Source organism: Nonomuraea sp. NPDC001831, from assembly GCF_042892035.1.
In the GTDB taxonomy this organism is placed as follows: domain Bacteria; phylum Actinomycetota; class Actinomycetes; order Streptosporangiales; family Streptosporangiaceae; genus Nonomuraea.
On the sequence record NZ_JBIATU010000009.1, the window covers coordinates 129,121 to 153,956 of the forward strand.

24 protein-coding genes are annotated in these 24,836 nt (G+C 70.4%); 13 read left to right on the top strand and 11 right to left on the bottom strand.

All coding sequences use genetic code 11. The features are described 5' to 3' along the window. Positions 1-107: 107 nt before the first annotated feature. Both ACFYYW_RS27940 and lexA read right to left on the bottom strand, forming a co-directional pair. Positions 108-1,235: a MalY/PatB family protein gene (locus tag ACFYYW_RS27940; protein ID WP_387652742.1), complete on the bottom strand. Its 1,128-nt coding sequence runs from the start codon at positions 1,233-1,235 to the stop codon at positions 108-110. A gap of 368 nt (positions 1,236-1,603) precedes the next feature. Then, entirely contained in the window at positions 1,604-2,311 is a 708-nt protein-coding gene (gene lexA, locus ACFYYW_RS27945; RefSeq protein ID WP_352325993.1) for a transcriptional repressor LexA, read from the bottom strand. Between the two features lie 1,362 nt (positions 2,312-3,673). Here lexA and ACFYYW_RS27950 point away from each other — a divergent pair. From ACFYYW_RS27950 to ACFYYW_RS27975, 6 genes are all read left to right on the top strand, one after another. Continuing rightward, positions 3,674-3,934 (top strand): hypothetical protein, encoded by a 261-nt coding sequence (locus tag ACFYYW_RS27950; RefSeq protein ID WP_387652745.1) that lies wholly within the window; start codon positions 3,674-3,676, stop codon positions 3,932-3,934. 521 nt (positions 3,935-4,455) lie between these two features. Next, complete coding sequence (locus ACFYYW_RS27955; RefSeq protein WP_387652747.1) at positions 4,456-4,914, top strand: hypothetical protein; 459 nt, start codon at positions 4,456-4,458, stop codon at positions 4,912-4,914. 757 nt (positions 4,915-5,671) lie between these two features. Then, positions 5,672-6,127 (top strand): transcriptional regulator NrdR, encoded by a 456-nt coding sequence (gene nrdR / locus ACFYYW_RS27960; protein ID WP_103955744.1) that lies wholly within the window; start codon positions 5,672-5,674, stop codon positions 6,125-6,127. Then, a complete protein-coding gene (locus tag ACFYYW_RS27965) occupies positions 6,124-8,943 on the top strand; it encodes a vitamin B12-dependent ribonucleotide reductase (protein ID WP_387652750.1) in 2,820 nt (939 codons plus the stop codon). The genes nrdR and ACFYYW_RS27965 overlap by 4 nt, the downstream gene beginning before the upstream one ends. A 197-nt stretch (positions 8,944-9,140) precedes the next feature. Continuing rightward, entirely contained in the window at positions 9,141-9,557 is a 417-nt protein-coding gene (locus ACFYYW_RS27970; RefSeq protein ID WP_387652752.1) for a prevent-host-death protein, read from the top strand. Beyond that, positions 9,554-9,979: a cytotoxic translational repressor of toxin-antitoxin stability system gene (locus tag ACFYYW_RS27975; protein ID WP_387652754.1), complete on the top strand. Its 426-nt coding sequence runs from the start codon at positions 9,554-9,556 to the stop codon at positions 9,977-9,979. The genes ACFYYW_RS27970 and ACFYYW_RS27975 overlap by 4 nt, the downstream gene beginning before the upstream one ends. 168 nt (positions 9,980-10,147) lie before the next feature. Here ACFYYW_RS27975 and ACFYYW_RS27980 read toward each other — a convergent pair whose 3' ends face one another. Beyond that, complete coding sequence (locus tag ACFYYW_RS27980) at positions 10,148-10,972, bottom strand: glycerophosphodiester phosphodiesterase (protein WP_387652756.1); 825 nt, start codon at positions 10,970-10,972, stop codon at positions 10,148-10,150. A gap of 186 nt (positions 10,973-11,158) precedes the next feature. Next, a complete protein-coding gene (locus ACFYYW_RS27985) occupies positions 11,159-13,720 on the bottom strand; it encodes a glycosyl hydrolase family 18 protein (protein ID WP_387652758.1) in 2,562 nt (853 codons plus the stop codon). 99 nt (positions 13,721-13,819) lie between these two features. On the opposite strand from ACFYYW_RS27985, the gene ACFYYW_RS27990 reads away from it, so the two are divergent. After that, positions 13,820-15,223 carry an MFS transporter gene (locus tag ACFYYW_RS27990; RefSeq protein WP_387652760.1) on the top strand — a complete coding sequence of 468 codons (1,404 nt, stop codon included), beginning with the start codon at positions 13,820-13,822 and terminating at the stop codon, positions 15,221-15,223. On the opposite strand, the gene ACFYYW_RS27995 is transcribed toward ACFYYW_RS27990, so the two are convergent. Genes ACFYYW_RS27995 through ACFYYW_RS28005 form a run of 3 tightly spaced genes read right to left on the bottom strand, consistent with a single transcriptional unit; the run spans position 15,171 to position 16,578 of the window. Next, positions 15,171-15,665 carry a pyridoxamine 5'-phosphate oxidase family protein gene (locus tag ACFYYW_RS27995; protein ID WP_387652762.1) on the bottom strand — a complete coding sequence of 165 codons (495 nt, stop codon included), beginning with the start codon at positions 15,663-15,665 and terminating at the stop codon, positions 15,171-15,173. The genes ACFYYW_RS27990 and ACFYYW_RS27995 overlap by 53 nt on opposite strands. Before the next feature lie 29 nt (positions 15,666-15,694). Then, complete coding sequence (locus ACFYYW_RS28000) at positions 15,695-16,093, bottom strand: ester cyclase (protein WP_387652764.1); 399 nt, start codon at positions 16,091-16,093, stop codon at positions 15,695-15,697. A gap of 29 nt (positions 16,094-16,122) precedes the next feature. Beyond that, positions 16,123-16,578: a hypothetical protein gene (locus ACFYYW_RS28005; protein WP_352326672.1), complete on the bottom strand. Its 456-nt coding sequence runs from the start codon at positions 16,576-16,578 to the stop codon at positions 16,123-16,125. Positions 16,579-16,692: 114 nt separating this feature from the next. Between ACFYYW_RS28005 and ACFYYW_RS28010 the strand changes: the two genes are divergently transcribed. Both ACFYYW_RS28010 and ACFYYW_RS28015 read left to right on the top strand, forming a co-directional pair. Further along, a complete protein-coding gene (locus tag ACFYYW_RS28010; protein WP_387652766.1) occupies positions 16,693-17,898 on the top strand; it encodes an amidohydrolase in 1,206 nt (401 codons plus the stop codon). Between the two features lie 75 nt (positions 17,899-17,973). Then, the gene (locus ACFYYW_RS28015) at positions 17,974-19,059 is read left to right on the top strand and encodes a PrsW family intramembrane metalloprotease (RefSeq protein ID WP_352326668.1); all 1,086 of its coding nucleotides are present in this window, start codon (positions 17,974-17,976) and stop codon (positions 19,057-19,059) included. Between the two features lie 111 nt (positions 19,060-19,170). Here ACFYYW_RS28015 and ACFYYW_RS28020 read toward each other — a convergent pair whose 3' ends face one another. Beyond that, a complete protein-coding gene (locus ACFYYW_RS28020) occupies positions 19,171-20,514 on the bottom strand; it encodes an MFS transporter (RefSeq protein WP_387652768.1) in 1,344 nt (447 codons plus the stop codon). A gap of 46 nt (positions 20,515-20,560) precedes the next feature. On the opposite strand from ACFYYW_RS28020, the gene ACFYYW_RS28025 reads away from it, so the two are divergent. Beyond that, positions 20,561-21,079, top strand: coding sequence for a winged helix-turn-helix transcriptional regulator (locus ACFYYW_RS28025; RefSeq protein WP_387652770.1), 519 nt, complete (start codon positions 20,561-20,563; stop codon positions 21,077-21,079). Between the two features lie 34 nt (positions 21,080-21,113). Next, positions 21,114-21,734 carry a pyridoxamine 5'-phosphate oxidase family protein gene (locus ACFYYW_RS28030; protein WP_352326663.1) on the top strand — a complete coding sequence of 207 codons (621 nt, stop codon included), beginning with the start codon at positions 21,114-21,116 and terminating at the stop codon, positions 21,732-21,734. 106 nt (positions 21,735-21,840) lie between these two features. Here the strand turns inward: ACFYYW_RS28030 and ACFYYW_RS28035 are convergent, their stop codons facing one another. The 3 genes from ACFYYW_RS28035 to ACFYYW_RS28045 all read right to left on the bottom strand — a co-directional run bounded on the left by ACFYYW_RS28035 (position 21,841) and on the right by ACFYYW_RS28045 (position 23,319). Further along, positions 21,841-22,014, bottom strand: coding sequence for a hypothetical protein (locus tag ACFYYW_RS28035; protein ID WP_352326661.1), 174 nt, complete (start codon positions 22,012-22,014; stop codon positions 21,841-21,843). A 308-nt stretch (positions 22,015-22,322) separates the two neighbouring features. After that, positions 22,323-22,769 (bottom strand): carboxymuconolactone decarboxylase family protein, encoded by a 447-nt coding sequence (locus ACFYYW_RS28040; protein ID WP_352326660.1) that lies wholly within the window; start codon positions 22,767-22,769, stop codon positions 22,323-22,325. A 91-nt stretch (positions 22,770-22,860) separates the two neighbouring features. Beyond that, on the bottom strand, positions 22,861-23,319 hold the full coding sequence (locus tag ACFYYW_RS28045; RefSeq protein ID WP_387652773.1) for a hypothetical protein: 459 nt from the start codon (positions 23,317-23,319) through the stop codon (positions 22,861-22,863). A gap of 79 nt (positions 23,320-23,398) precedes the next feature. On the opposite strand from ACFYYW_RS28045, the gene ACFYYW_RS28050 reads away from it, so the two are divergent. Further along, positions 23,399-24,505: an MFS transporter gene (locus tag ACFYYW_RS28050; RefSeq protein WP_387652775.1), complete on the top strand. Its 1,107-nt coding sequence runs from the start codon at positions 23,399-23,401 to the stop codon at positions 24,503-24,505. Between the two features lie 79 nt (positions 24,506-24,584). Beyond that, positions 24,585-24,836 (top strand): hypothetical protein, encoded by a 252-nt coding sequence (locus ACFYYW_RS28055; RefSeq protein ID WP_352326656.1) that lies wholly within the window; start codon positions 24,585-24,587, stop codon positions 24,834-24,836.

A 24,836-nucleotide genomic window follows, 5' to 3' on the forward strand; every position in this document is an offset into this window, starting at 1 on the left:
GGGCCGCCCCTCAGCTCGGCACCAGCCGCCCCTCAGATCGGCACCGGCTCCGGCCGCCCTCAGCTCAGTCGGGTGAGAATCTCCGAGAGCGGCGGTTGCGTCGCCACTCAGCTCAGTCGGGTGAGAATCTCCGCGAGCACCGGTTCCGTCGTCGCGAAGTTCAGCCGTACGTAGTCCGCGCCGCCCGGGCCGAACGCGGCGCCGTCGTTGAGCTGGACCTTGGCCTCCCGCTCGATGACCTCGGCCATGCCCGGCTGCCCGGTGTGCAGCCACGCCAGGTAGGTGGCCTGGGGCATCCGGTACCCGAACCGGTCCGGCAGCCGCTCGGCGAGCAGCCGGCGGTTGTGGTCGAGCAGCGCCCGGGTCCGGTCCAGCCAGGCGTCGCCGTGCCGCCAGGCCGCGATCGTGGCCTCCACCCCGAACAGGTGCGTCGACCCGAAGAGGAACGGCGGCTGAGCCGCCAGGGCCGCGCGCACCCCGGCGTGCCCGATGTGGGCGACCGAGCAGCGGATGCCGCCCAGGTTGAACGCCTTGGTGGCCGAGGTGAGGGTGACCGTGCGCTCGGGGAGGATCGTGGCGAAGGGGATGTGCCGGTGGGGCGCGTAGGTGAGGTCGGCGTGGATCTCGTCGGCCAGCACCAGCAGGTCGTGGCGCTCGGCGTGCTCGGCCAGCCCTTCCAGCTCGGCGCGGGTGAACACGCGGCCCGTCGGGTTGTGCGGGTTGACCAGCAGCAGCACCCGGCAGCCGGACAGGTCGGGCACCTCGAACCGCCACGCGTCGCCGTCCGGTTCGAGCTGGATGGGGACGAGCGGACGTTCCATGACGTCGAGGGTCGTCAGGAACGGGTGGTAGGCGGGGGTGTGCAGCGCGACGCCGTCCCCTGGCTTGGTCCAGAGGTGCAGCAGCACCTGGAGGGCCTGGTTGATGTCGCTGAAGGTGTGGACGTGCGAGGGGTCGGCCGTCCAGCCGTGGCGGACGGCCATGCGCTCGGCGAACGCCTCGGCCAGCGGGCCGGCCTGCGGCTTGTCCAGCCAGGTCGGGTAGCCGAGGTCGCCGGCGGCGCGGCGGGTCAGGGCCTCGACCACCTCGGGGGCGGTGGCCAGGTCCATGTCGGCGATCCAGGCGGGGATGACACCGGGGGCGGTGATTGCCCATTTGAGACCGTCATGCGTCTCTTTGAGGTCCTTCAACTCTTTGGAGGCGGGGGTCTCTTTTGGGGCATTCGTGTCGGTCACGGGCACAGTCTAGGAGTTTGCGGTGTGGCGGGAGGGGGGCCTGGTGCCGGTGCCTGCTGATGGGGGCGGCTGCATGGCCGGCGTGTCGAACCGGGGACCGGACGTCCGGGTCGGCGGGGTGTGCGGGGCCGGCCGCGTTGTGTTCCGGGGCCCGAAGGAACGTCCCGGGAGAAAGGTGAGCGGGCGACGACGACGCCGCCCTCCACGCGAGGCCCGGATGGAAGAGCCTCAGCGTTGGAGGGCGGCGTTCGGTGCGTGCGACTTGCGAGGAATCGCCACATGGCGCCGACGACCACAGCCCCCGTGCGAGGGAGGCCGGATCGCAGAAATCGAACGGCGGCCGCAGGAATGGGCGGCCGGCCCGAGGTTCAGAGGCGGCGGAGGACGGCCACCACCTTGCCCAGAACACTGGCCTCGTCACCGGGGATGGGCTCGTAGTTCGGGTTGTGCGGCACCAGCCACACGTGCCCGTCCTTGCGCTTGAACGTCTTGACCGTGGCCTCGCCCTCGATCATGGCGGCCACGATGTCACCGCTCTCGGCGACCGGCTGCTGACGGACGACCACCCAGTCGCCGTCGGCGATGGCGGCCTCGATCATCGAGTCACCGGCGACCTGGAGCAGGAAGAGCGTGCCCTCGCCGACGAGCTGCTTGGGAAGGGCGAAGACGTCCTCCACGCTCTCCTCGGCCAGGATCGGGCCACCGGCGGCGATGCGGCCCACCAGCGGGACGTAGGCGGCAGTCGGCCGGCTCACCGGAGCCTCGTCGTCGGTGGCGTCGGGGTCGACCCACAGCACGGGCTCGCCGGGCAGGCGCACCTCAAGGGCGCGCGGCCGGTGCGGGTCGCGCCGCAGGTATCCCTTGCGCTGCAGGGCGGTCAACTGGTGCGACACGCTGGACGTGCTCGTCAGCTGCACGGCCTCGCCGATCTCGCGCATCGAGGGCGGGTAGCCGCGCTGCTGCACCGAATCGCGGATCACTTCGAGGATCTTGCGCTGCCTGGGCGTCAGGCCCAGGGAGTCGCGTCGGCGCACCGCGAGGTCTGTGACCCCGTTAGCGTCTTCCCGCTCGCTCATGCTCTTCCTCCTCGCCTGGCGGCGGCCCGCCTCACCGGCGAACCTCCCGGTCCGTGGTCTTGATGTCGCACACAGCGACCGTATCGCTGTTGAAGATCATCTTCAAACAATTGTTCGAGTCTTCCTCGAAATTGTCGCCAGCGTGGTGTACAACATCGTACGGGAGTTCGATCGACACCGTGTTCGATTTGCTGATCTTATTTTGGCCGTTTCCTCGGGCCAGACGGCGGGAGGTCAATCGTGCGAACGACCCCGAGCACCGACACGACCAGCGAAGACGCCAACCGGCTCACCCTCATCGCCGACGCCACCCGGGGCGGTGGCCGACGGGGAGACGACCCGCAAACCGGCTCCGGCCACCGTGAAAATCCGGGAAAACGACCGGCTACCGATTCGAACACCCGGCGGCGCCGCGCCGGCGGCCCAGGGAAGGTCGCTCAAGGCTCGGACCGCCCCCGGCTGTGGCTGGTCCCCTCCCCGCGTCCCGACGCGGACACGGACGCCGACCGGCCGCTGCATCAGGAGGTCGGTGGGCGGTCGCTCGCCGACGACACGCTGACCGGTCGCCGCCGTCCCGAAAGTACGCAGGGCGCGCCCGACACGGACGTGACGAAACCCCGCGCCCGCCCGCCCGAGCCCGGCACCCGGCGCCGACGGCCACCCGAAGCGGCCGGACGACGTCCGGAAGGTGAGGCGGAGGGGCGGGGACGCCGACGTCAGGCGGAGGGGGCGGGTAGGCACGGCGAGGCGGAGGCGTCGGGACGCTGGGGGCTGGAGGCATCGGGGAGGCGAGGTCAGGGAGGTCGTGCGGCGCGGCTGGCGAGCCGGAACGCGGGGGTCCTGCCGGAAGGGGAGCGGGAGCGCCAGGAGGAGGCCCGAGCGGACCGTCCCTGGGAACGGCGGCGTCCAGGGGAGGCCACGGGCCGCCCGGAGACGCGAAGGCGGCCCTCAGGCGACGCGACCGAGCAGCCCGAAACGCGGGCGCGCCGCCGGAAGAAGGGCGAGCGGCTGGGCGAGCAGGGGCGCCGCTCGGGACGGTTGGGGGAGCAAGGGGGGCGCTCAGAGCAGTCGGCCGAGCGGTCGGACAGGCAGGGGCGGCGCTCGGGACGTACGGCGGATCGGTTCGTGGCACGGGCGCGGCGCTCTGGGGAGGGCGCGGGCCGGGATCGGGGGGAAGTGGTGAGCGGGCCGGGGGGTGCGCGGCGCCGGGGGGCGCGGAGGAACGGGGGTTCTGGTGACGGTGAGGCTCGCGGGGGGCGGGAGATGTTGGGACGTGTTGTGGGGGCGGAAAGTGCTCCGATCGGTGACGGTGCCGGGCTTGTGCGGAATCGTCGTGCGTTGCGGCGGGGGCGGGGTGCCGGAGTGGTTTCTGCGGGGGCCGGCGTCAAGGCTCCGGCTCCTCCGGTGCGGCTGACCCGGCGGGGGCGGACCGTGCTGCTGGTGGTGGTGATGGTGTTGCTGTCCCTGGGCGGGTTCTGGCTCGGGACGCGGGCGGCTGGGCATGCCGCTGTGGGCGCCGGAGTGCCCGGCAATTCCGCAGTGGGCATCGGGGCGGTTGGACGCGCGGCCGTGGGTGCCGGGCTGTGCGGCCGGGCGGGGTTGCTGGGGACGGAGGTCGTCTGAGGGCACGCCCTGGGGGGATCGCGGACGCTGAGCTCAGGGGGGTAGAGCCTCAGGGGGTGGCCCCGAAGGCATGCCGTGGGATGGGGCCAGACCGATGGGCCCAAGACGTGCCCGGGGATGGGGGCCATGCTTATGGCCCCCAGGTGTGCCAGGGTCCTGGGCCTCGTAAGCCGGGACCCGCGGCTGCGCGTCCCTGGAGGAGCGCCGGACGTGCCGGCCATCGTCGCCGCTCAGCCGCGCAGTACTGATGACCGCGTCCTGCTGACGTTCTCCGAGATCCGGCGGATGCCGGCCGCGTTAGACCCGCACGATCATGGACGTCGTGCGGATCGTCAGACTGGCGGGGTCGCCATCAGGCAACCGTCCGGCACTGCCACTACCAGCGCAGATCCCAAGCGCGATCGCGATGTGTCAGTGGAGTGCGCTGGCCGATGGTTCGCTCAACAGGCACTCCACAGGTTCTCAACATCGGCCTGGCTACCTTCGCGATGTCCAGTACGACGAGCACCAAGGAGAACCCGATGCGAACGTTCAACACGATGGTCGTCGGTGCGGCGGTGGCCGCCGCGGCTCTGACCGCGGGCACCCCCGCGCAGGCCTCCGTCCAGACCGGCGCCCAGACCTCCCTGACCGCCGTCACCACGGCCGCGGCGGCGGCCGGCTCGACGACGATGTCCTGCCGTGAGGTGCGTGTGTACCGTCCGGAGATGCGCAAGGGACACGTGGCCGCGACCGGCTGGGCGATCGGCTGCTCCAGCAACCAGCGCGTCAAGATCATGCTTCAGCGCAAGCGCTGGTGGGGCTGGCAGAACATCTCCAGCGCCTCCTGGTACGGGGCCGGCAAGAGGACGTTGTACAAGGGCTGCAAGCGGGGGGACACCTTCACCTACCGCCTGCAGGGCCAGGTCAGCTACTACGCAGGCAGCAAGTACGTCGTCCACAACGGCTGGAGCCCCACGATGCGCGCGAAGTGCCCGTGACGTGCTCCGTCCGCCACCTCGTGGGGTGACCATCCGGTACTCCGGTGACGCTTGGCGATCTTGAGTCGTCGGGGGCGCATGGAGACGGCCACCGCGTGATCATTCGGAGTCCGTGGAGACAACCGAAGATCGTGCGGTGGCCGCGAGCCGCAGCGTTGACCCTGGCGACTGGATGGTCATCTTCAACGAGCCGCCCTTCCGCCCCGCCGGGGGCTTGTGGGGGTGGACGTCGCTGAGCACAGGGCCCCGTCCAGTACTCCCTGGCGGGTTGGGGTTCGGGAAGGGGGACCCCGGGCTCTGGGTGGCACATGTGTGCAAGGGGGCCAGGGGAAGGGGGGAAGCCGGGGTGGGTTCCGAGGTGGTTTGTGGGGGTAGGGGAGGAGGCTTCGGGGGTGGTGGGAGGTGGGGGGAGGCTGTGGGCTCCGGTACCTTTGTGGGGCCTGTTTGGGCTGGTCGCCGTCGGGTGCGAGGGGGCCGGTCGGGTGAGGGGCGCGAGCGGCCGACCGGGGCGACACGCCCGGGGCCCGTGTTACTGAGGGGCTGATCAGCGACTTCGGCTCAACGGTGTTGCTCAACTTGCGTTCATGGTCGCGCGCTTCTACGGTTGGACCACAACATCTAGTAGTTACACCGATGTCGGTTCACCACACCTTGTGTTTCCGTGACCGCACCATGGCATGCCGTGGGGCGTGCGCGAGCGTACCGCGGCGAGGGTTTTACGCGTGTGGTGGGCCGGGCGGGTCGAGGAGGCGAAGCCGTGCACTGTCCGTTCTGTCGCCACCCTGACACCAGGGTCATCGACAGCCGGTCCACGGACGACGGCGCGGCCATCAGGCGCCGCCGCACCTGTCCCGAGTGCGGGCGCAGGTTCACCACGCAGGAGACCGTCCTGCTGATGGTGAGCAAGCGTAGCGGGGTGACGGAGCCGTTCTCGCGGGACAAGGTCGTCGCGGGCGTGCGGCGGGCCTGTCAGGGCAGGCCGGTCAGCGAGGACTCGCTGGCGCAGCTCGGGCAGCGGGTGGAAGAGGCCATCCGGGCCAAGGGCGCGGCCGAGCTGCCGTCGAACGAGGTGGGCCTGGCGATCCTCGGCCCGCTCCGGGAGCTGGACGAGGTGGCCTACCTGCGATTCGCATCGGTTTATCGCGGTTTCGAGAGCCTGGCGGACTTCGAGGCCGAGATCTCACAGTTGAAGGCGGAGAAGGGGGAGTCATGACGGACACGGCCAGCGGTTCAGTGGCGCGCGGGGGTAAGCGGCCGCGTAAGGGGCTGAGGATGAAGCGGATCTTCACGAAGCCCGGCGTGCACCCGTATGACGAGGTCCAGTGGGAGCGCCGTGACGTCGTGATGACGAACTGGCGCGACGGCTCGATCAACTTCGAGCAGCGGGGTGTCGAGTTCCCCGAGTTCTGGTCGGTGAACGCGGCCAACATCGTGACGACCAAGTACTTCCGCGGCGCAGTGGGCACGCCGCAGCGCGAGTGGAGCCTGAAGCAGCTCGTCGACCGGGTGGTCGGCGTGTACACCCGCACGGGCGTCGAGCACGGCTACTTCGCCAGCGACGAGGACGCCGAGATCTTCGACCACGAGCTCAAGCACGCGCTGGTCCACCAGGTCTTCGCGTTCAACTCGCCGGTCTGGTTCAACGTGGGCACCGCCTCGCCGCAGCAGGTCAGCGCCTGTTTCATCCTCTCCGTGGACGACCAGATGGAGTCGATCCTGGAGTGGTACAAGGAAGAGGGCGTGATCTTCAAGGGCGGTTCGGGGTCGGGCGTCAACCTGTCCCGCATCCGTTCGTCCAAGGAACTGCTCTCCAGCGGCGGCACGGCCAGCGGGCCGGTCAGCTTCATGCGCGGCGCGGACGCCTCCGCGGGCACGATCAAGTCGGGCGGCGCGACGCGCCGGGCGGCCAAGATGGTCGTGCTCGACGTCGACCACCCCGACATCGAGGAGTTCATCGAGACCAAGGCGCGCGAGGAGGACAAGGTCCGGGCCCTGCGTGACGCCGGTTTCGACATGGACCTGGGCGGCAAGGACATCGTCTCCGTCCAGTACCAGAACGCCAACAACTCGGTGCGCGTCTCCGACGAGTTCATGCGCGCGGTGGAGAAGGGCGACCAGTTCGGCCTTCGTGCCCGCCTGACCGGCGAGGTCATCGAGAAGGTCGACGCCAAGGACCTGTTCCGCAAGATGGCCAAGGCCGCCTGGGAGTGCGCCGACCCGGGCGTCCAGTACGACGACACGATCAACGACTGGCACACCACGCCGGAGACCGGCCGGATCACCGCCAGCAACCCGTGCTCGGAGTACGTGCACCTGGACAACTCCTCGTGCAACCTGGCCAGCATCAACCTGCTGAAGTTCCTGAAGGACGACAACACCTTCAACGTCGCCGACTTCGTCAAGCTGACCGAGCTGATCATCACCGCGATGGACATCTCGATCACCTTCGCCGACTTCCCGACCGAGAAGATCGGCGAGACCACGCGGGCCTACCGCCAGCTCGGCATCGGCTACGCCAACCTGGGCGCGCTGCTCATGGCCACGGGCCACGCCTACGACTCCGACGGCGGCCGCGCGGTGGCCGGGGCGATCACGTCGCTGATGACCGGGGTGTCCTACCGGCGCAGCGCCGAGCTGGCCGGGGTGGTGGGCGCGTACGACGGTTACGCCCGCAACGCCGAGCCGCACAAGCGGGTCATGCGCAAGCACGCCGCCGCCAACGACAACCTGCGCACGGTCGGCACCATGGACGCGAAGATCCACGCCGAAGCGTCGCGCCAGTGGTCGGAGTGCCTGAAGGTCGGCGAGAAGAACGGCTACCGCAACGCCCAGGCCAGCCTGCTCGCCCCCACCGGCACCATCGGCCTGATGATGGACTGCGACACCACCGGCATCGAGCCCGACCTCGCGCTGGTCAAGTTCAAGAAGCTGGTCGGCGGCGGCTCGATGCAGATCGTCAACCAGACGATCCCGCGGGCGCTCAAGCAGCTCGGCTACCAGCAGGAGCAGATCGAGGCCATCGTCGAGTACATCGGCGAGCACAGCCACGTCGTCGACGCCCCCGGCCTGCGCAAGGAGCACTACGAGGTGTTCGACTGCGCGATGGGCGAGCGGGCGATCGCGCCGATGGGCCACGTGCGGATGATGGCGGCGACCCAGCCGTTCCTGTCCGGCGCGATCTCCAAGACGGTCAACCTGCCGGAGTCGGCCACGATCGACGACATCGAGCAGGTCTACCTGGAGGGCTGGAAGCTCGGCCTGAAGGCGCTGGCCGTCTACCGCGACAACTGCAAGGTCGGCCAGCCGCTGTCGGCCGGCAACGGCGCCAAGAAGGACGAGCCGAAGGCCGTCGAGGCCGAGCCCGAGGTCAAGGTCATCGAGGTCAACCGGCCGACCCGGCGGCGCATGCCCAACCAGCGTCCCAGCATGACCACCCGCTTCACCGTGGGCGGCGCCAAGGGCTACATGACCGCTTCGTCCTACCCTGACGACGGGCTCGGCGAGGTCTTCCTCAAGATGTCCAAGCAGGGCTCGACGCTGGCAGGCGTCATGGACGCCTTCTCGGTGGCGATCTCCATCGGCCTCCAGTACGGGGTGCCGCTGGAGACGTACATGAGCAAGTTCGTGAACATGCGGTTCGAGCCGGCGGGCATGACGGACGACCCGGACATCCGGATGGCCACGTCGGTGATGGACTACATCTTCCGCCGTCTGGCCCTCGACCACCTGCCCTACGACGAGCGGGCGGCGCTCGGCATCTTCTCGGCGGCCGAGCGCGCCGCGCAGCAGCGCGGCGAGGACCCGGCGGCGCTGCCTGAGGCGGTCGACCGGGAGGCGCTGGCCCAGTCGGCGCCCATCGAGAAGCCCAAGGACGAGGCGAAGGAGGAGCCGGTCCGGGAGCTGACGCTGGAGAGCCACCAGCGCTTCACCGCCGACGCGCCGCTCTGCATGACCTGCGGCACCAAGATGCGGCCGGCCGGAAGCTGCTACGTGTGCGAGGGCTGCGGCTCGACCAGCGGCTGCAGCTGATTTTGGGCTCCAGCTAGACGCGAAACGCCTGATCGGCAACGGGGTGTCGGTGACATGCTGACACCCCGTTCTGCTGCCAGCTGTTGCGCTTGATGCAACTGTACAGTCGGCCGCTCGGTTAATGATCAGTACGCGACGTACTTGACGTACCTAAGGGGACGTGGCATCGTGGAGGTGCGCTTCACTGGAGGTTCGTCATGGCCGCTGTTCACTTCGACAGCTATACGGAAGCTCGTGCACATCTCAAGGCGCTTTTGGATGCGGCCGAGAGAGGTCGCGTGGCAACGGTGCGACGTGAGTCGGCTGTGACCGCCTTCGTGGATGTTGAAAGACTCCGGCACTACCTCGCGGTGGTCACTCCTTCTCGAGCACAGGTGCTTCCTGAGGCTGGCGGCTGGTCGGTTTTCATTCCGGGGCTACCTGTCGCCGCGGTCGGTACGACCTTTGATCAAGCCATTGCGGAGATGATCGAGGGCCTCCGTGAGTACGCGGAGGATTGGCAGGGCCGTCTACTCGACGCGCCGAACCACCGCGAGAACTGGGGGCTTGTGCAGTTGATTAGCCTCAGTGATGACGACCAACTGCGCGAATGGCTGGTAGGGAAGGACCGGTGAGCTGGCCCCAGCCTGCCCGTGAGCATCACGACCGGTTCTGTCGGATCGAGGGCTGGCGTCTGGTGCGGAATGCCCGGGGAGGAACGGGGACGCACCATGTCACCTACGAGCTAGATCTTGCCGATGGCAGGATCCTGAGAACCCGGATCTCTCATCCGGTCGACCGAAGCACCTACGGCCCGGGTATTTGGAGTCATATTCTCCGCGATCAACTTCAGGTGGACGAGGCGACCTTCTGGGCGTGCGTTCAGAACGAGGTGAGACCTGATCGAGGAGCCCCCGAGCTGCCATCGGAGGCCCTGCCCGCAGACCTCGTGTTCATGTTGATCTCCAGGGTGGGTCTTGACGAGACCACCGTGGCGGGGATGAGCAAGGAGGAGGCCATCGCGCGGCTCCATAAGTACTGGACCGACGGGACCTGATCCTGAGGAATACCGCACCTCTCGAATTAGTGCACTGCCCCAGAATCCACGCTGAACTGAGATGAGGGGGCCCGGGAACGGGCCCCCTCATCGGCGTTCCAGGGGGTAGGGTTCCGATCGGTTTCGGTCAGCCGTTCCGGCGTCGGGTTCCGGTCAGGCGTTTCGGGGTCAGGCTCCGGTCAGCAGGTCGCGCAGGACGTCGGGTTTGTCGGTGATGATGCCGTCCACCTGGTACGTCAGCAGGCGTTGCATGACGTCGGGGCTGTCGACCGTCCAGGCGAAGACCTTCATGCCGTGCTCGTGGGCCAGCTTCACGTACGAAGGGGTGAGCGCGGCGTACGGCGGGTTGACGTGGTCGGCGAACCTGGCCAGGCCGGGCAGCGCGGCGCTGCTCGGCGTGCCGAGCAGCCCGATCGGCACGTCGGGCAGCAGCCGGTGGAAGGCGCGCATCGAGTCCCAGTCGAACGACTGGACCACCAGCCGCCCCGGCACGAGCCAGGAGGGCTCGGCGCGCAGCGCGCGGACGATGCGGGCCTCGATGCCCGGGTAGAGCTTCGGCTCCTTGACCTCCAGCAGCATGCCGGCACGGGATCCGGCCGTCGCGCGCAGCGCCTCCTGCAGGGTCGGCACCCGCTCGCCGGTGTACTCCCGGTCGAACCAGGAGCCGGCGTCCAGCCTGCGGATCTGCGCGAGCGTGAGGTCGCGCACCCGCCAGGGCGCAAGGCCGGGCAGGGCGCGTTCGGCGTCGGTGGTCCGGGCGAGGGTGGTGTCGTGCATCAGGACCAGCTCGTGGTCCTTGGTCTCCTGGACGTCCAGCTCGAGCAGGTCGGCCCCCTGGCGGGCGGCGAGCTGGAAGGCGGCGACGGTGTTCTCCGGCGCGTACGCCGAAGCGCCCCGATGGGCGACGTTGACCACCGTGGTCACGGCGGCGGTGGGCGGGGAGGCCAGGGGGAGGAGGGCGAGGGGCAGGAACAGGGCGAGTCGCCGCAACATGGATCTCCTCGGTGGGGGAGAGACCGACACCCCCGACCATGACCAGCAAGGATGACCGTGAGTTGAGGGCAGAGTAACGCAGCGGTGCCCATCCGATGAGGCTTCGACACGCGGACATGCGTGAGGGCGGGCCGCCCGCGGCGGCCCGCCCCCCAGCTGTTACCGTACGGTGTTACTGAGCCCGGGCTACTTCAGACCGGCGTCCAGCGCGGTGGTGAGCACGCCCGGGTCGCCGGACATCTCCCAGATCATCGCGCCCAGCAGGCCCTTGCTCTTCAGCCAGGCCGTCTTCTTGCCGATCGACCAGGCGTCGTCGAACGTCCACCACTGCCCGTTGTTGCCGGTGTAGCAGTAGGTGGCGACGGCGACCTCGTCGTGCCGGACCGTGCAGCCGGGCACCATGGCGAGCAGGTTGCTGTAGCCGCGGGTGCCCGCCTCCTCCTGGAACTGGCCGGGAGCCGCGCCGTGCGCGTCCTGCCACTCGCCGAACTTGCCGCCGTCGGTCACCTGCTGCCAGCCGCGGCCGTAGTAGGCCAGGCCGATGGTCAGCTTGCGCGGGTTGACGCCGGCCTGGAGGTAGACGTCCACGGCCTTCTCGACGCTGAAGTCCGGGTTGTACGGGCTGTCCGCGTCGAGGTACAGGTTGCCCTGGTGGCCGGTGCGGTTCGGCTCCCAGGAGTTGTCGCTGCCCGCGCCGTGGAAGTCGTAGCCCTGGATGTTGAAGATGTCCAGCGACTTGGCGACCTCGGGCAGGTCCCAGCCGGCGGCGATCTTGGCCGGGTCGGCCGGGGTGAACGCCGTGAGCTGGTACCGCTTGCCGGTCGTCGTCGTCAGCGCGTCGAGCTGGCGGCGGAACTCGGCGATCAGCAGCGTGTTGTTGGCCTTGTCGTTCTGGCCGATGTGGTTGCCCGCGTGCCCCTCGGCGCCCGGCCACTCCCAGTCGAGGTCGATGCCGTCGAAGATGCCCGCGGCCGTGCCGGGACCGCCCTTGCCGTTGTAGTCGGGCAGGTTGCCCTTGATGTAGGTGTCGATGCAGGAGGAGACGAACTTCTTGCGGGAGGCGTCGGTCGCCGCCACGTCGGAGAAGTACTTGGAGTACGTCCAGCCGCCGAGCGAGATCAGCACCTTGAGGTTCGGGTACTTCGCCTTGAGCTTCTTGAGCTGGTTGAAGTTGCCCTGCAGCTTCTCCCAGCCGGTGTCGGCGACCCCGTCGACCGACTGGGCGGAGCTGAACGGCCTGCCGTAGTCGGCCTCGGCGTCACCGGCGCCGTCGCCCTGGTTCGGGTCCTGCGGGTCGGACGTGGTGCCCTTGGTGACGCCCTGCAGGCAGGTCAGGTTCTTGGGGTCGATGTTGGCGAAGGCGTAGTTGATGTGCGTCAGCTTCGCCGCGGCCCCGGTGGTGTCGAGGTTGCGGACGAAGTACTGACGGCCGTAGATGCCCCACTGGACGAAGTAGCCGACACGGGCGTACCCGGTCTCGACGATGTCCGACGTCGTCACCTTCACCGGGGCGGAGGCGGCCGAGAGGTTGTCGTACAGGTCGCGGGCCTTGACCGTGAAGGAGTACTCGGTCGAGGGGGACAGGCCGGAGACGACCGCCGTCGTGCCGGTGACGGTCGTGGCCAGGGTCGAGCCGGCGAAGACGTCGTAGTTGGCCACGCCGGTGTTGTCGGTGGAGGCCGTCCAGGCCAGCGTGACGCTGCTGGAGGTCTTGGCCGTGCTGCGCAGGCCCGAGGGCGCCGACGGCGCCTGCGAGTCGTCGGCCGGGTTGCGGGTGGTCACCTTCAGCGGCGCGGAGGCGGCCGACAGGGTGCCCTTGCGGTCCTTGGCCTTGACGGTGAACGTGTACTCGGTGTTCGGCGTCAGGCCGGAGACCGTGCCGGAGGTCTCGGTGACCGAGGCGGCCAGGGCGGAGCCGTTGTAGATCTCGTACCCGACGATGGGCAGGCTGCCCTGGGTGGCGGCGTCCCAGGCGAGTGAGACGGTCTTGGTGGTCTTGACCGGCGAGCGCAGGTTCCCGGGGGCGCCGGGCGGCGCGTCGGGGGTGCCGTCGCAGTTGACGTCGTTGATCCGGCAGCTCGTCGGCTCGGCGTTGGCCGTGCTCACGGTGAAGCTCGGGCTGTAGGGCTCGGTGGTCGCGCCGGCGTTCACGGTGGTGTTGTAGTGGACGGGGGTCAGCGTGACGGTCCGCCCGCTCTGGGTGAGTGAGCCGTTCTGGGCGTTGCTCGCGGTGACGCCCGCGGGCAGCTCGAACACGATCGACCAGCCGTTCAGCGCGGTGGTGCTGTTGTTGGCGACGATGAACTTGGCCGAGGTGCCGCTGACGTCGTACGTGGCGCTGACCGGCGGCTTGGCGGGCGGGTCACCGCCGGTGCCGTCGCAGTTGGCGCCGTTGATCAGGCAGCTCGTCGGCTGGACGGCCGAGCTCAGCGTCACCTTGGGGCTGTAGGGTTCGGTGTTCTTCCCCGCCTGCACGGTGTTGATGTAGAAAGCGGGGGTGAGCGTCACCTTGGTGCCGTTCTGGCGGATGGTGGCGTTCTGGGGGTTGCTCGCGGTGACCCCGGACGGCAGCTCGAAGACGATCGACCAGCCGCTGACGGCGGTCGTGCCCGGGTTGCTCACCAGGAAGGTGCCGGTGTTCCCGGAGAGGGAGAACGTGGCGATGAGGCGGCTCGCGGCCTGTGCGGGAAGGGTGCACATGCCGATGATCACGAGAACGGCGATCAGGGGGGTGACTAATCGGCGCACGTCAAGGACCTTTCTTTAAAGAAAGTTTCCTAACAATTACGCGGATCGTAAGCCCCTCCCACTCAACTTGCAAGAGCCTGTCTGATCTAGCCTGACAAGATGCGAGGGGTGCTGCCGGTCCTGCTGTCGGCGTGGTTCATGGCCCAGTTCGACTTCTTCGTGGTCAATGTGGCCGCGCCGGCCATCGAGCACGACCTCAGCGCCGGTCCGGCGGCCCTGGAGCTGATCGTGGCCGGGTACGCCTTCACGTACGCGGCCGGCATGATCACCGGCGGCCGGCTCGGCGACCGCTACGGCTACCGGCGGCTGTTCGTCCTCGGCGTGGCCGGCTTCACCGTCGCCTCGGTGTTGTGCGGCCTCGCGCCCGGCGCCGCCTGGCTGGTCGCCGCCCGCCTGCTCCAGGGCCTGGCCGGAGCCGTCATGGTGCCCCAGGTGCTGGCCATGATCTCGGCCGTCTACCCGCCGGAGCGCCGCGGCCGCGCCCTCGGCTGGTACGGCGCCGCCGGCGGCCTCGGCTCCATCGCCGGCCAGGTGCTCGGCGGCCTGCTGCTCACCGCCGACGTGTTCGGCCTCGGCTGGCGGGTGATCTTCCTGATCAACCTGCCGGTCGGCCTGGTCGTCGTGCCGCTGGCCCGGTGGCTGCTGCCCGAGGCCGACCCGCACAAGCCCGTCGCGTTCGACCTGCCGGGCGCGGCGGGGCTGGCCGCCGGGCTGGCGCTGCTGCTGGTGCCGCTCGGCCTGGGCAACAGCCTGGGCTGGCCGGCCTGGACGTGGGCCGCCATGGTGGCGAGCGCGCCGGTGTTCGCGCTGACCTGGTGGTGGCAGCGGGCGCTGGCCGCCCGGGGCGGGCAGCCGGTGCTCGACCTCGGCCTGCTCAAGGTGCACTCCTACCTGGCGGGCGTCGGGGCGATCGTCGCGTTCATGGCGTACTTCGCCTCGTTCATGTTCACGCTGACGCTGCTGCTGCAGAACGGGCTCGGGCTCACCGCGTTCCAGGCGGGCCTGGCCTTCGCGCCGATGGGCGTGCTGTTCACCGTGACCTCGCTGCTGGGCACCCGCCTGGTCAGCCGGTACGGGCTGGTCGTCGTCATGATCGGCGGGCTGGTCACCGCGCTGGGGCTGGCGCTGGTGGTGGCCGGGGCCGGAGGCGGGCTGCCGTACGTCATGGTCGCGCTCATGCTCGTGGGCTCGGGCAACGGCCTGGTCCTGCCGCGGCTCATCGGCGCGGCGCTGGTGGAGGTCGCGCCGCACCAGGCCGGCATCGGGTCGGGCGTGCTCAGCACGGCGCAGCAGTTCGCCGGCGCGGGCGGCGTCGCGGTGATCGGGGCGGTCTACTTCGCGGTCGCCGAGGGCGGCGGGCACGCGCCGGCCATGCGCTGGTCGGCGGCCATCGACCTGGCGCTGATCCTGCTGGTGGTCGCGATGGTGGCCTACAACCGGCGGCGCGCGATCAGGAGGGCGCCGGGAGCAGGGCCCCGTAGAGCCGTTTCGCCTGGATCCTGACCACCAGCCGGCGGTCGGCGACCATCCGGTGCAGGAACGCCAGCTCGCCCGCGGCGTCGCCGAAGGACGGCTGCATGGCCAGCAGCTCCAGGCCCACCTCGTCACCCGGCCGGTCGGTCACGGGGGACAGCTCGGCCTCGCCCTCCGCGACGGCGTAGGAGCCGAAGTCGTCGCTGGTGACGTAGAGCGCGCAGCGCGGGTCCTGGTGCAGGCGGCGCACCGTCAGCCGGTCGGCGACGGTCGAGATCCGCACCACCCGCCGCGGCGGGTCCCAGGTGTAGACCACCGTGGACAACTGCGGACGGCCGCCGCCGCCGTTCGTGGCGAGCGCGCCGAAGCGCTGGGCGGCGAGCAGCGCCGACAGGTCCTCCTCGGGCAGCTCCAGCGGCTGGGCGCCCATCCCGCCCATCGGGCCCATCGCCCCCATTGCCTCCTGTGACATCCTTCGACCCCCGTCGTGATGCGAATATGTCAGCCTATCCCGAGTTGCCGGGAGAACGACTGGACGTCGGAGATCACCCAGTATTCGGAGAATCGTCCGTCCGTGGCACGCAGGAGGTCGTGGCCGGAGAAGGAGACGGGGGTGCCCGGCGGGGCGCTCGCACCGGGCAGGCCGCCCCGATAGGCGCCGGTGAACGTCCACCGGGCGGCGACCAGGTCGCCGTCGACGGCCGGGCCCACGTCGAGCGTGACCCGGACGTCGTCGAACGGCTCGTGGCCCTGCCGGATCGCCTCGATCAGCCCGTCGGGGCCGTGCACGTCCGTGCCGGGCCAGTGGCCGACGAACTCGGGGGTCACCAGGTCGTGCGCGAGGGGGAGGTCGCCGTTCCACAGTTCGAGCAGCCAGCGCTCGTACAGTTCGGTCAGCATGGCCTCACCCCTACCCGCGCGAGGCGCGATCAGGTGCAGTTGCCCCAGGTCTGCCGGCCGCCGCCGGCGACGGCCGGGTCGTGGCCGTTGGGCTTGATCGAGCCCCAGAACTTCACGCAGGCGTTGGCGGCGTAGTACTTGACCGGGCCGGCGTAGTAGGCGAACTTGCCGCTGTCGACGCGCTCGACCACCTTCTTGCCCTTGGGCTGAACGGTCAGCATGGCGCTCATCGGGGTCTTCGTGCCGACGAAGCTGGACTTGACCGTCACCACGCAGTTCTCGCCGCTGCTGCGGCTGTAGAGCAGGTAGACCGTGCCGTAGCGGCGGCCGCTGGAGGTCTTGACGGGCTGCGTGCCGCCCTTCACGATCCAGAAGCCGGAGCCGCAGATGCTCTCCGGGCTACGTGCGGCGGTCGCGCCGGCCGGGGTCGCCACGACGCCGCTGAGGCCGATCGCCGCCGTGAGAAGGATTGCCTTTGCCAGCATGCGCACCAGTACGTCCCTTTCGATGCCTTGACTGAAGATCTCGACAAGCATGCCCGAAACTTGGTTATCGGTCCAGGTTTTAGGCAGGAAGCGTGACGACTGTAGGTTTCCGGCATGACTCTCGCCATCATCAACGGATATGTCGTGCCGGTTGACGGAGACCCCATCGAGGGCGGCACCGTCCTGGTCGGCGACGGGAAGATCGTCGCCGTGGGGCGGGACGTGACCGTCCCGGAATCCGCCACCGTCGTCGACGCGGCCGGCGGCTGGGTGCTGCCCGGTTTCGTCGAGGCGCACGGCCACCTCGGCGTGTACGAGGAGGCCGAGGGCTGGGCGGGCAACGACACCAACGAGATGACCGACCCCAACGGGGCCCGGCTGCGCGCCCTCGACGCCATCAACCCGGCCGACCAGGGCTTCGCCGACGCGCTGTCCGGCGGCGTCACCACCGCCGTGATCAAGCCTGGCTCCGGCAACCCGATCGGCGGCCAGACGGTCGCGGTCAAGTGCTGGGGCAGGTCCGTCGACGAGATGTTGGTCAGGGAGCCGGTGAGTGTCAAGAGCGCGCTGGGGGAGAACCCCAAGCGCGTCTACGGCGACCAGAAGAAGCTGCCCTCCACCCGGCAGGGCGTGGCCGCGGTGATCCGCGACGCCCTCATGAAGGCGCAGGACTACAGGGCGAAGAAGGCCGCGGCCGAGCGCGAGGACAAGCCGTTCGACCGCGACGCCACGCTGGAGATCCTGGTCCGGGTGCTCGACGGCGAGCTGCCGTGGTGCCAGCACGCGCACCGCGCCGACGACATCGCCACCGCGCTGCGCCTGGCCGACGAGTTCGGCCACCGGCTGATCCTCAACCACGGCACCGAGGGCCACCTGCTGGCCGACACGCTGGCCGAGCGGAACGTGCCGGTCATCATCGGCCCGCTGTTCACCAGCCGGTCGAAGGTCGAGCTGCGGCAGCGCGCCCTGCGCAACCCGGGCATCCTGGCGCGGGCCGGGGTCGAGCTGGCGATCACCACCGACCACCCGGTGGTGCCCATCCACTTCCTCGTCCACCAGGCCACCCTCGCCGTCAAGGAAGGGCTCGACCGGGACACCGCGCTGCGCTCGATCACCGTCAACCCGGCCCGCATCATGGGCCTCGACGACCGGGTCGGCTCGCTGCGCCCCGGCCTCGACGGCGACGTGGTGATCTGGTCGGGCGATCCGCTCGACGTGATGAGCCGGGCGCTGAGGGTGTTCATCGCCGGGCGTGAGGTGTACTCCTACGTGGACGGGGAATCCGTCGTGGCCGATCCCTATTACCGCGAGTCACGGTGATGTAGGCGACTGTCAAGTGCGCGACGGCCGGGAACGCTCATAGTAGGTGCACTGAGTCGGAGAAAGGCGCCCCCCATGACAGCTCCGCTGCCCGCCAAGAGACCCAGCAAGGCGCTCCTGATCGGACTGGTGGTCTCAGGCGTGCTCGCGCTGATCGTCCTCGGTCTCATGCTGCACAAAGGCGGGCCGGTCGGGTTCGGGCTGTCGGCGGTGCTCGGGATCGCGCCGCTGCCGGTGCTGCTGGCCGCGGTGCTCTCGCTCGACCGGCTGGAGCCGGAGCCGAAGCTGCACCTGGCCTTCGCCTTCGCGTGGGGCGCGGGCCTGGCCATCGTGCTCGGCGTCGGCCTGACGCTCGCCGGGCAGGCGCTGTTCCTGCGGGCCGGGTACGGCGCCCAGCTCGTCAACGACGTCGGCACCGTCTTCCTGGCCCCGGTGATCGAGGAGGCGCTGAAGGGGTCGGCGCTGCTGCTGCTCCTGCGCAGGAAGCAGGAGATCGACGGCCTGACCGACGGCATCGTCTACGCCTCCATGGCGGGGCTCGGCTTCGCCGCCGTGGAGAACATCGGCTACTACCTGATCGCGTTCGGCCAGGACGGCACCGGCGCCGCGGTCCGGCTGTTCGTGCTCAGAGGGCTGATCGACCCGCTCGGCCACCCCATCTACACCTCGATGATCGGCCTCGGCGTCGCCTACGCGCTCACCCGCCGCACACCCGGCAGGTTCGCCGCGATCCCGCTCGGCTACCTGGGCGCGGTCGTCCTGCACGGGTTGTGGAACGGCGCCGCCTCCACCCAGTCGCTGGCCTGGCTGGGCACGGCGTACCTGGTGATCATGGTGGCGCTGGTCCTGCTCGTCGTGGTCACCGTCGTCGAACGCCGCCAGCTCGTCTCGAAGATGGGCGTCTACCTGCCCGGCTACGGCCCGACCGGCCTGGTCACGGCGGAGGACGTGAAGATGCTCAGCACGCTCAAGGCCCGCAAGGCGGCCCGCAGGTGGGCCAGGGGCGCCGGGTTCGGCCGCGCGATGAGCGACTACCAGCAGGCGGCGACCGAGCTGACCGTGCTGCACCTGCGGGCCGAACGGCAGGGCATGGACCCGGCCAGGTTCGCCATGGAACGCGACGCCCTGCTCACCTCGATGGCCCACGCCCGGCGCTGGTAGCTGGGGCCGGGGCTCAGGACCGGGCTCAGGGCCGGGCGCAGGAACGGACTCGGGACCAGGCTCGGGCTCGGGATCGGGACCAGGCTCGGGCTCGGGATCGGGGGGGCGGGCTCAGGGGCGGGTGAGCACGGCGGCCAGGGCCGTCACCGCCGCCAGCACGATGCAGGCCGCCACCGCGACCGTCGCCCCCCGGTCCACGCCGAACGCGCCGACGACCGCGGCCACGCCGGCCGCGCCCAGCGAGGAGCCGACGTAGCGGGCGGTGTTGTTGGCGCCCGACCCCATGCTGACCCGGTGGGCCGGCACGCTCTCGATCGCCAGGTGGGTGATCGAGGAGTTGATCAGCCCCGATCCGGCGCCGCTCACCACCAGCCCGGCCACGACCAGCGGCAGGTCCAGGGAGCCGCCCACGCCCAGCAGGCCGGCGAACCCGAGCGCGGTCAGGCCGAGGCCGAGGGCCAGCCGGGCGGCGGTGCGCAGGCGTACCAGCCGGGACGCCAGCGACACCGCGAACGACGTGCCCGACCAGAGGCCGAACAGCAGGCCGGTCTGCAGCGGCGTCAGCGCGTGCGCGGTCTGGAGCACGGTCGGCAGGTAGCTGAGCAGGCCCACCACCGCCGCCCCGACGACCAGCGCGCCGCCGGTGGCGACCAGGAACACCGGCCGCCGGAACAGCTCCAGGTCGAGCAGCGGCTCCGGACGCCGGCGCTCCACCGTCACGAACGCCGCCACCAGCACCACCGCCAGCACGAACGCCCCGACCACCACCGGACGCCCCCACCCGGCACGCCCTTCGGTGACCCCGGCGACCAGCGCGCCCACGCCCAGGCTGAGCAGCACCACGCCGGGCACGTCGAACCGGCGCGGCGCGGGGGAGCGCGACTCGGCCAGCAGCCGCGCCGAGGCCACGGCCAGGGCGAGCGCGGCGGCCGACAACACCCAGTAGACCGCCCGCCAGCTCACCGCCGTGGCCAGCGCGCCGGAGGCCAGCGGGCCGACCGCGGTGCCCAGCCCGATCATGGCGCCGTACAGGCCGGTGGCCCGCACCCGCTCGGCGCCCGAGGGGAAGGCGTGGCCGACGATGCCCAGGCTGGCGGCCAGCATCGCCGCGCTCGCCCCGCCCTGCGCCAGCCTGGCCAGCACGAACACCGGCACCGACGTGCTCAGCGCGGCCGCCACCCCGGCGGCGGCCAGCACGGCCGACCCCCACACCAGCACCCGCCTGCGCCCGTGGTCGTCGGCCAGCCCGCCGGAGACCAGCAGCAGCGCCGACAGCCCGAGCGAGATGCCGCCCAGCATCCACACCGGGCCCGTCGGCCCGGCGTTCAAGGACGTGGCCGTCTGCGGCAACGTCACCATCGGCACCGTGTAGTTCGTCAGCACCAGCAGGGGCGCCGCGGACGCCACGGCGAGCGTGCCCGGCCGGACCCGGGTCAGTTCGGTCACTGAACTCATGCGGCGCAACGTATCACGGTTCGGTGAATGAACTAACATGGGTCCCATGGCGCTCGGCAAGAACTACGAAGGCCAGGACTGCTCGCTGGCCAGGGCCCTGGAAGTGATCGGCGAACGGTGGACGCTCCTGGTCGTCCGCGACGCCATGTACGGCGTACGCCGCTACGGCGACTTCCTCGCCCACCTCGACATCCCGCGGGCGGTCCTGTCCCAGCGGCTCGGGGCACTGGTCGAGGCCGGCGTGCTGGCCAAGAGCCGCTACCAGGACAACCCGCCCCGCGACGAGTACGTCCTGACCGCCACGGGCCGCGAGTTGTGGGTCCCCATGCTGGCCCTGTCCCAGTGGGGTGAGCGCAACCTCGGCGGGGACGGCCCGCGCCGCCTGTTCCACCACGCCACCTGCGGCGCCCGGCTCGATCCGGTGTCGCGGTGCCCGTCGTGCGGCACGGCCGTCGGGCTGGAGGAGATCGAGGTGCGCCCCGGCCCCGGCCTGACGGACAGCCGTGATGATCCGGTCAGCGTGCTGTTGCGGGCACCCCACAGGATGCTTGCTCCGATCTCCTGACAAAATCGGGCGGTAACCCCCGAGAGGAGATCAGATGAGCTGGGCGGAGATCGGGTCCGAGGAGGAGTTGCGGGAACTGCTGGGCGAGGTGATGCCGAGGGCCGCGACCAAGGAGCGGGCGCGGCTGCACGCGCGTGATCGCGACTGGCTGGCGGCCTCCCCGTTCTGCCTGATTGCCACGTCCGACGCCGAGGGCAACTGCGACGTCTCGCCCAAGGGCGACCCGGCCGGGTTCGTCCACGTCATCGACGACACCACGATCGCCATTCCCGACCGTCCGGGCAACCGCCGGGCCGACGGGTTCCTCAACGTGCTGAAGAACCCGCACGCCGGCCTGATCTTCCTGATCCCGGGCCGCAACGAGACCCTGCGCGTGAACGGCCGCGCCCGGCTCGTACGTGAGGCGCCGTTCTTCGACGAGATGGTCGTCAAGGGTCACCGGCCGCGGCTGGCCCTGGTGGTGGAGATCGAGCAGATCTTCTTCCACTGCGCCAAGGCGTTCCTGCGCTCGCAGCTGTGGGCGCCGGACTCCTGGAACCCCTCCGTCCTGCCCTCGCACGCCAGCCTGATCAAGGAGGTGCAGGTGGTCGAGGAGAGCCTGGAGCAGCTGGAGTCGTACTACGGCGAGTCCTACGCCAAGAGGCTCTACGGCTGAAACCGGACGGCCGGCGGGGGGAGCCGGTCACGTCGAGCCTCAGCGGTGCGGTGAACTCGTGCGGATTCGCGCGGGTTTCGTGCGGGTTCGTGCGGGTTCGTGCGGGTCAGGCGGCCGGCGTCGGTCCGCCGGGGAAGTGGATCACGTTCCGGCCGCTGTAGGCCCGCAGGTCGACCACCTTGGGGTCGGTGGCCTCGGTCCTTCTGCGGCGGACCGCCGCCCGGATGTCGCGGATCTTGTGCCTGGCGATGTGCGGCGGCACCACCGCAAGCCTCTTCATGTGAGCCCCCCGTGATGTTTCTGTTACCTCTGTTATCTACCGATACAGCCGTAAGTTCGCTGTAAAGGGTAGCTAATAGGGCAACTTTCGCCCCGACGGGGTGCGCAGATCGGGTTCGGCCGACGGATGCGGACGCCTGATGGCCGTCGATTTCGGGACTCTGACACGTTTCACGGTCTTCCCCCTTCCGGGCCGCCGCCGGCTGACGGCGGCTCGGCGGGTGCCGCCACCCGCCTTGCGCGCCAACCTAACCGGGGCCGCCGGGGCCGCTCAACGCATTTCTACCGCCTCGCGCGGTCGCGCCCACCTCACGTCCCCGGAACCAGGCGAGCGGTCACGCCGATCCGGTTCCACGCGTTGATCATCGCGATGGCGACGACGAGGGCGGCGAGCTGCTTGTCGTCATAGTGCTCGGACGCCTGCCGCCACACCTCGTCCGGCACGGCCTCGCCGCGGTCGGCCAGGCGGGTCGCCTCCTCGGTCAGCGCCAGCGCCGCCCGCTCGGCCGGGGTGAAGACCGTGGCCTCCCGCCAGGCGGCGACCGACCACAGCCGCTCGTCGCTCTCCCCGGCCTTCTTCATGTCGCTGCTGTGCATGTGCACGCAGTAGCCGCAGCCGTTGATCTGGCTGGCCCGCAGCTTGACCAGCTCGATCGTGGCCGCGGGCAGGTCGCTGCCGTGCATGTACGCCTCCACCGCCAGGAACCCCCGGTACGCCTCCGGGGCGAGCCTGGCGATGTCGATGCGCTGGGTCATGGTGATCCTCCCTGTGTCGGCTTCCATGACACAGGACGAGGCGGCCCGGCGCGATGTGACAGCTCCGGGCGGGGGCGGACCGGATTCGTTGTCAGCCCCGGCAGTTGCCCCACGAGCCGCGGCCGCCCCAGGCCTCGACACGGTTGTCCGGGGTGCGCGTCCAGCCCGCGTACTTCACGCACTTCCAGCTACCGTCGATGTGGCCGGTCTCGGCGTAGAAGCGGTAACGCTGCACGTCCTCGCTGCGGCCGCCGCCGCGGACCTCGATGGAGGCGCCGGTGACCGTAGGGGTGCCGCGGAAGGCGGTCTTGACGGCCGCCACGCAGTTCTTCCCGGCGCGCTTGTTGTACATGAGATAGACGTGCCCGAGCACCTTCCCGTCGCGCGTCTTCATCGCGCGGTGGCCGTCCTGCACCCGGTGGTAGCCCGCGCCGCAGACGCGCTCGGGCGTCTCGGGGGCGGCGGCCGCGGAGGCGGCGTAGGCGGAGGAGGGGGTGGCGGCGATACCGGCGGCGACCAGTCCGGCCGCGATGACCGTTCGCGTCAGCACGATTTTCCCTTCGGCGGGGGACATTAAGGACGTCGTCGATCTTTACCGAGACTTGACCGCAATTCAAGGGGGTTGGTGAATGCCGCTGATCGCGGTGTCCGCCGTCTGGGCGGTGTTCTGGGGGTCCTGGGCGGCTCTGCTGCCGGCGGTGAAGCAGGAGCTCGGCGTCTCGGCGGCGCAGCTCGGCGCGGCGCTGGGCGCGGTGCCCGTCGGGGCCCTGCCCGCGATGGCGCTGACCGGACGGCTGGCTCGCGGGCGCGAGCGCCTTGCCCTCACGGCGGCGACCGTCCTGTTCGGGCTGGCCGTGGCGGGGCTGGCCGCGGTCACCGCGTACGGGCCGCTCGTGGCCGGGCTGCTGCTGCTCGGCGCGGCCAGCGGGGCGCTCGACGTGGCGCTCAACCTGACCACGGGACGCGTCGAGCGCGAGAGCGGCCGGCGGCTCTTCCAGGCGGTGCACGCGGCCTTCCCGCTCGCGGTCATCGTGGCCGCTCCGCTCACCGGCCTGGCCCGGTCGCTCGGCCTGGACGTCCAGGCCGTGCTGCTGGTGATCGCGGTGCTGGTGGCGGCGACGTCCCTGGCGCTGCCCGCCCTGCCGGTGGGCCGCGGCTGGGTCGCGCCCGCCGGCGACCACCGCGCGTGGCGCCGGTTGTGGGGCGTCGCGCTGCTGCTCGGGACGCTGGCCGGCTGCGTGCTGGTGATCGAGAACGCGGTCGAGCAGTGGTCGGTGCTCCTGCTGGAGGAGCACAGGGCCGCCACGCCCCTCACCGCGAGCCTGGCCCCCGCGGTCTACATGGCCGCGCTCACAGCCGGCCGGCTCGCCGCGCACACGCTGCCCCCGGTGCCCCCGCGCGTGTGGTACCTGGTCGCCGGGGTGGGCGGCGCGGCCGGGATCGGCCTGGCCGGGCTCGGTGACGGCGTGCCGCTGTCGATGGCGGGCTTCGCCCTGACCGGGCTGGTGCTCGGGCCGCTGGTGCCCGCGCTGCTCAGCCGCTCGGCCGCCGACGACCCGACCGGGACGCTGGTGTGGGGCGTCTCGATGGTCTCCTACGCCGGGTTCGTCGCCAGCCCGCTGCTGGTGGCGGGGCTGACCGGACCGTTCGGGCTGCCCGTCGCGCTCGCCGCGCTCGGTCTCCTGGGGCTGCCGCTGCTTGTGCGGTTCGTCATCATCGATGGTGACTCGGCCTGAATATGGCGTTTCGTTGGGGAAAGCGGGCCATGGTTCGGGGTATTGCCCCAGGTGATTCGGACGTGAAGAGGGGATCACCATGGCCGTCTGCGACAACTGCGGCAACGACTACGACATGGCCTTCGAGGTGCACGCGCAGGGAGCCGTGCACACCTTCGACTGCTTCCAGTGCGCGATCGAGGCCATGGCGCCGATCTGCGAGCACTGCGGCACCAAGGTCATCGGGCACGGCGTCCAGTCGGGCGAGCACTGGTACTGCTGCGCCCACTGCGCCCGCGAGGAGGGCAACAAGGGCATCGTCGACCGGGTGATGGCGAGCTCGTCCGCCTGA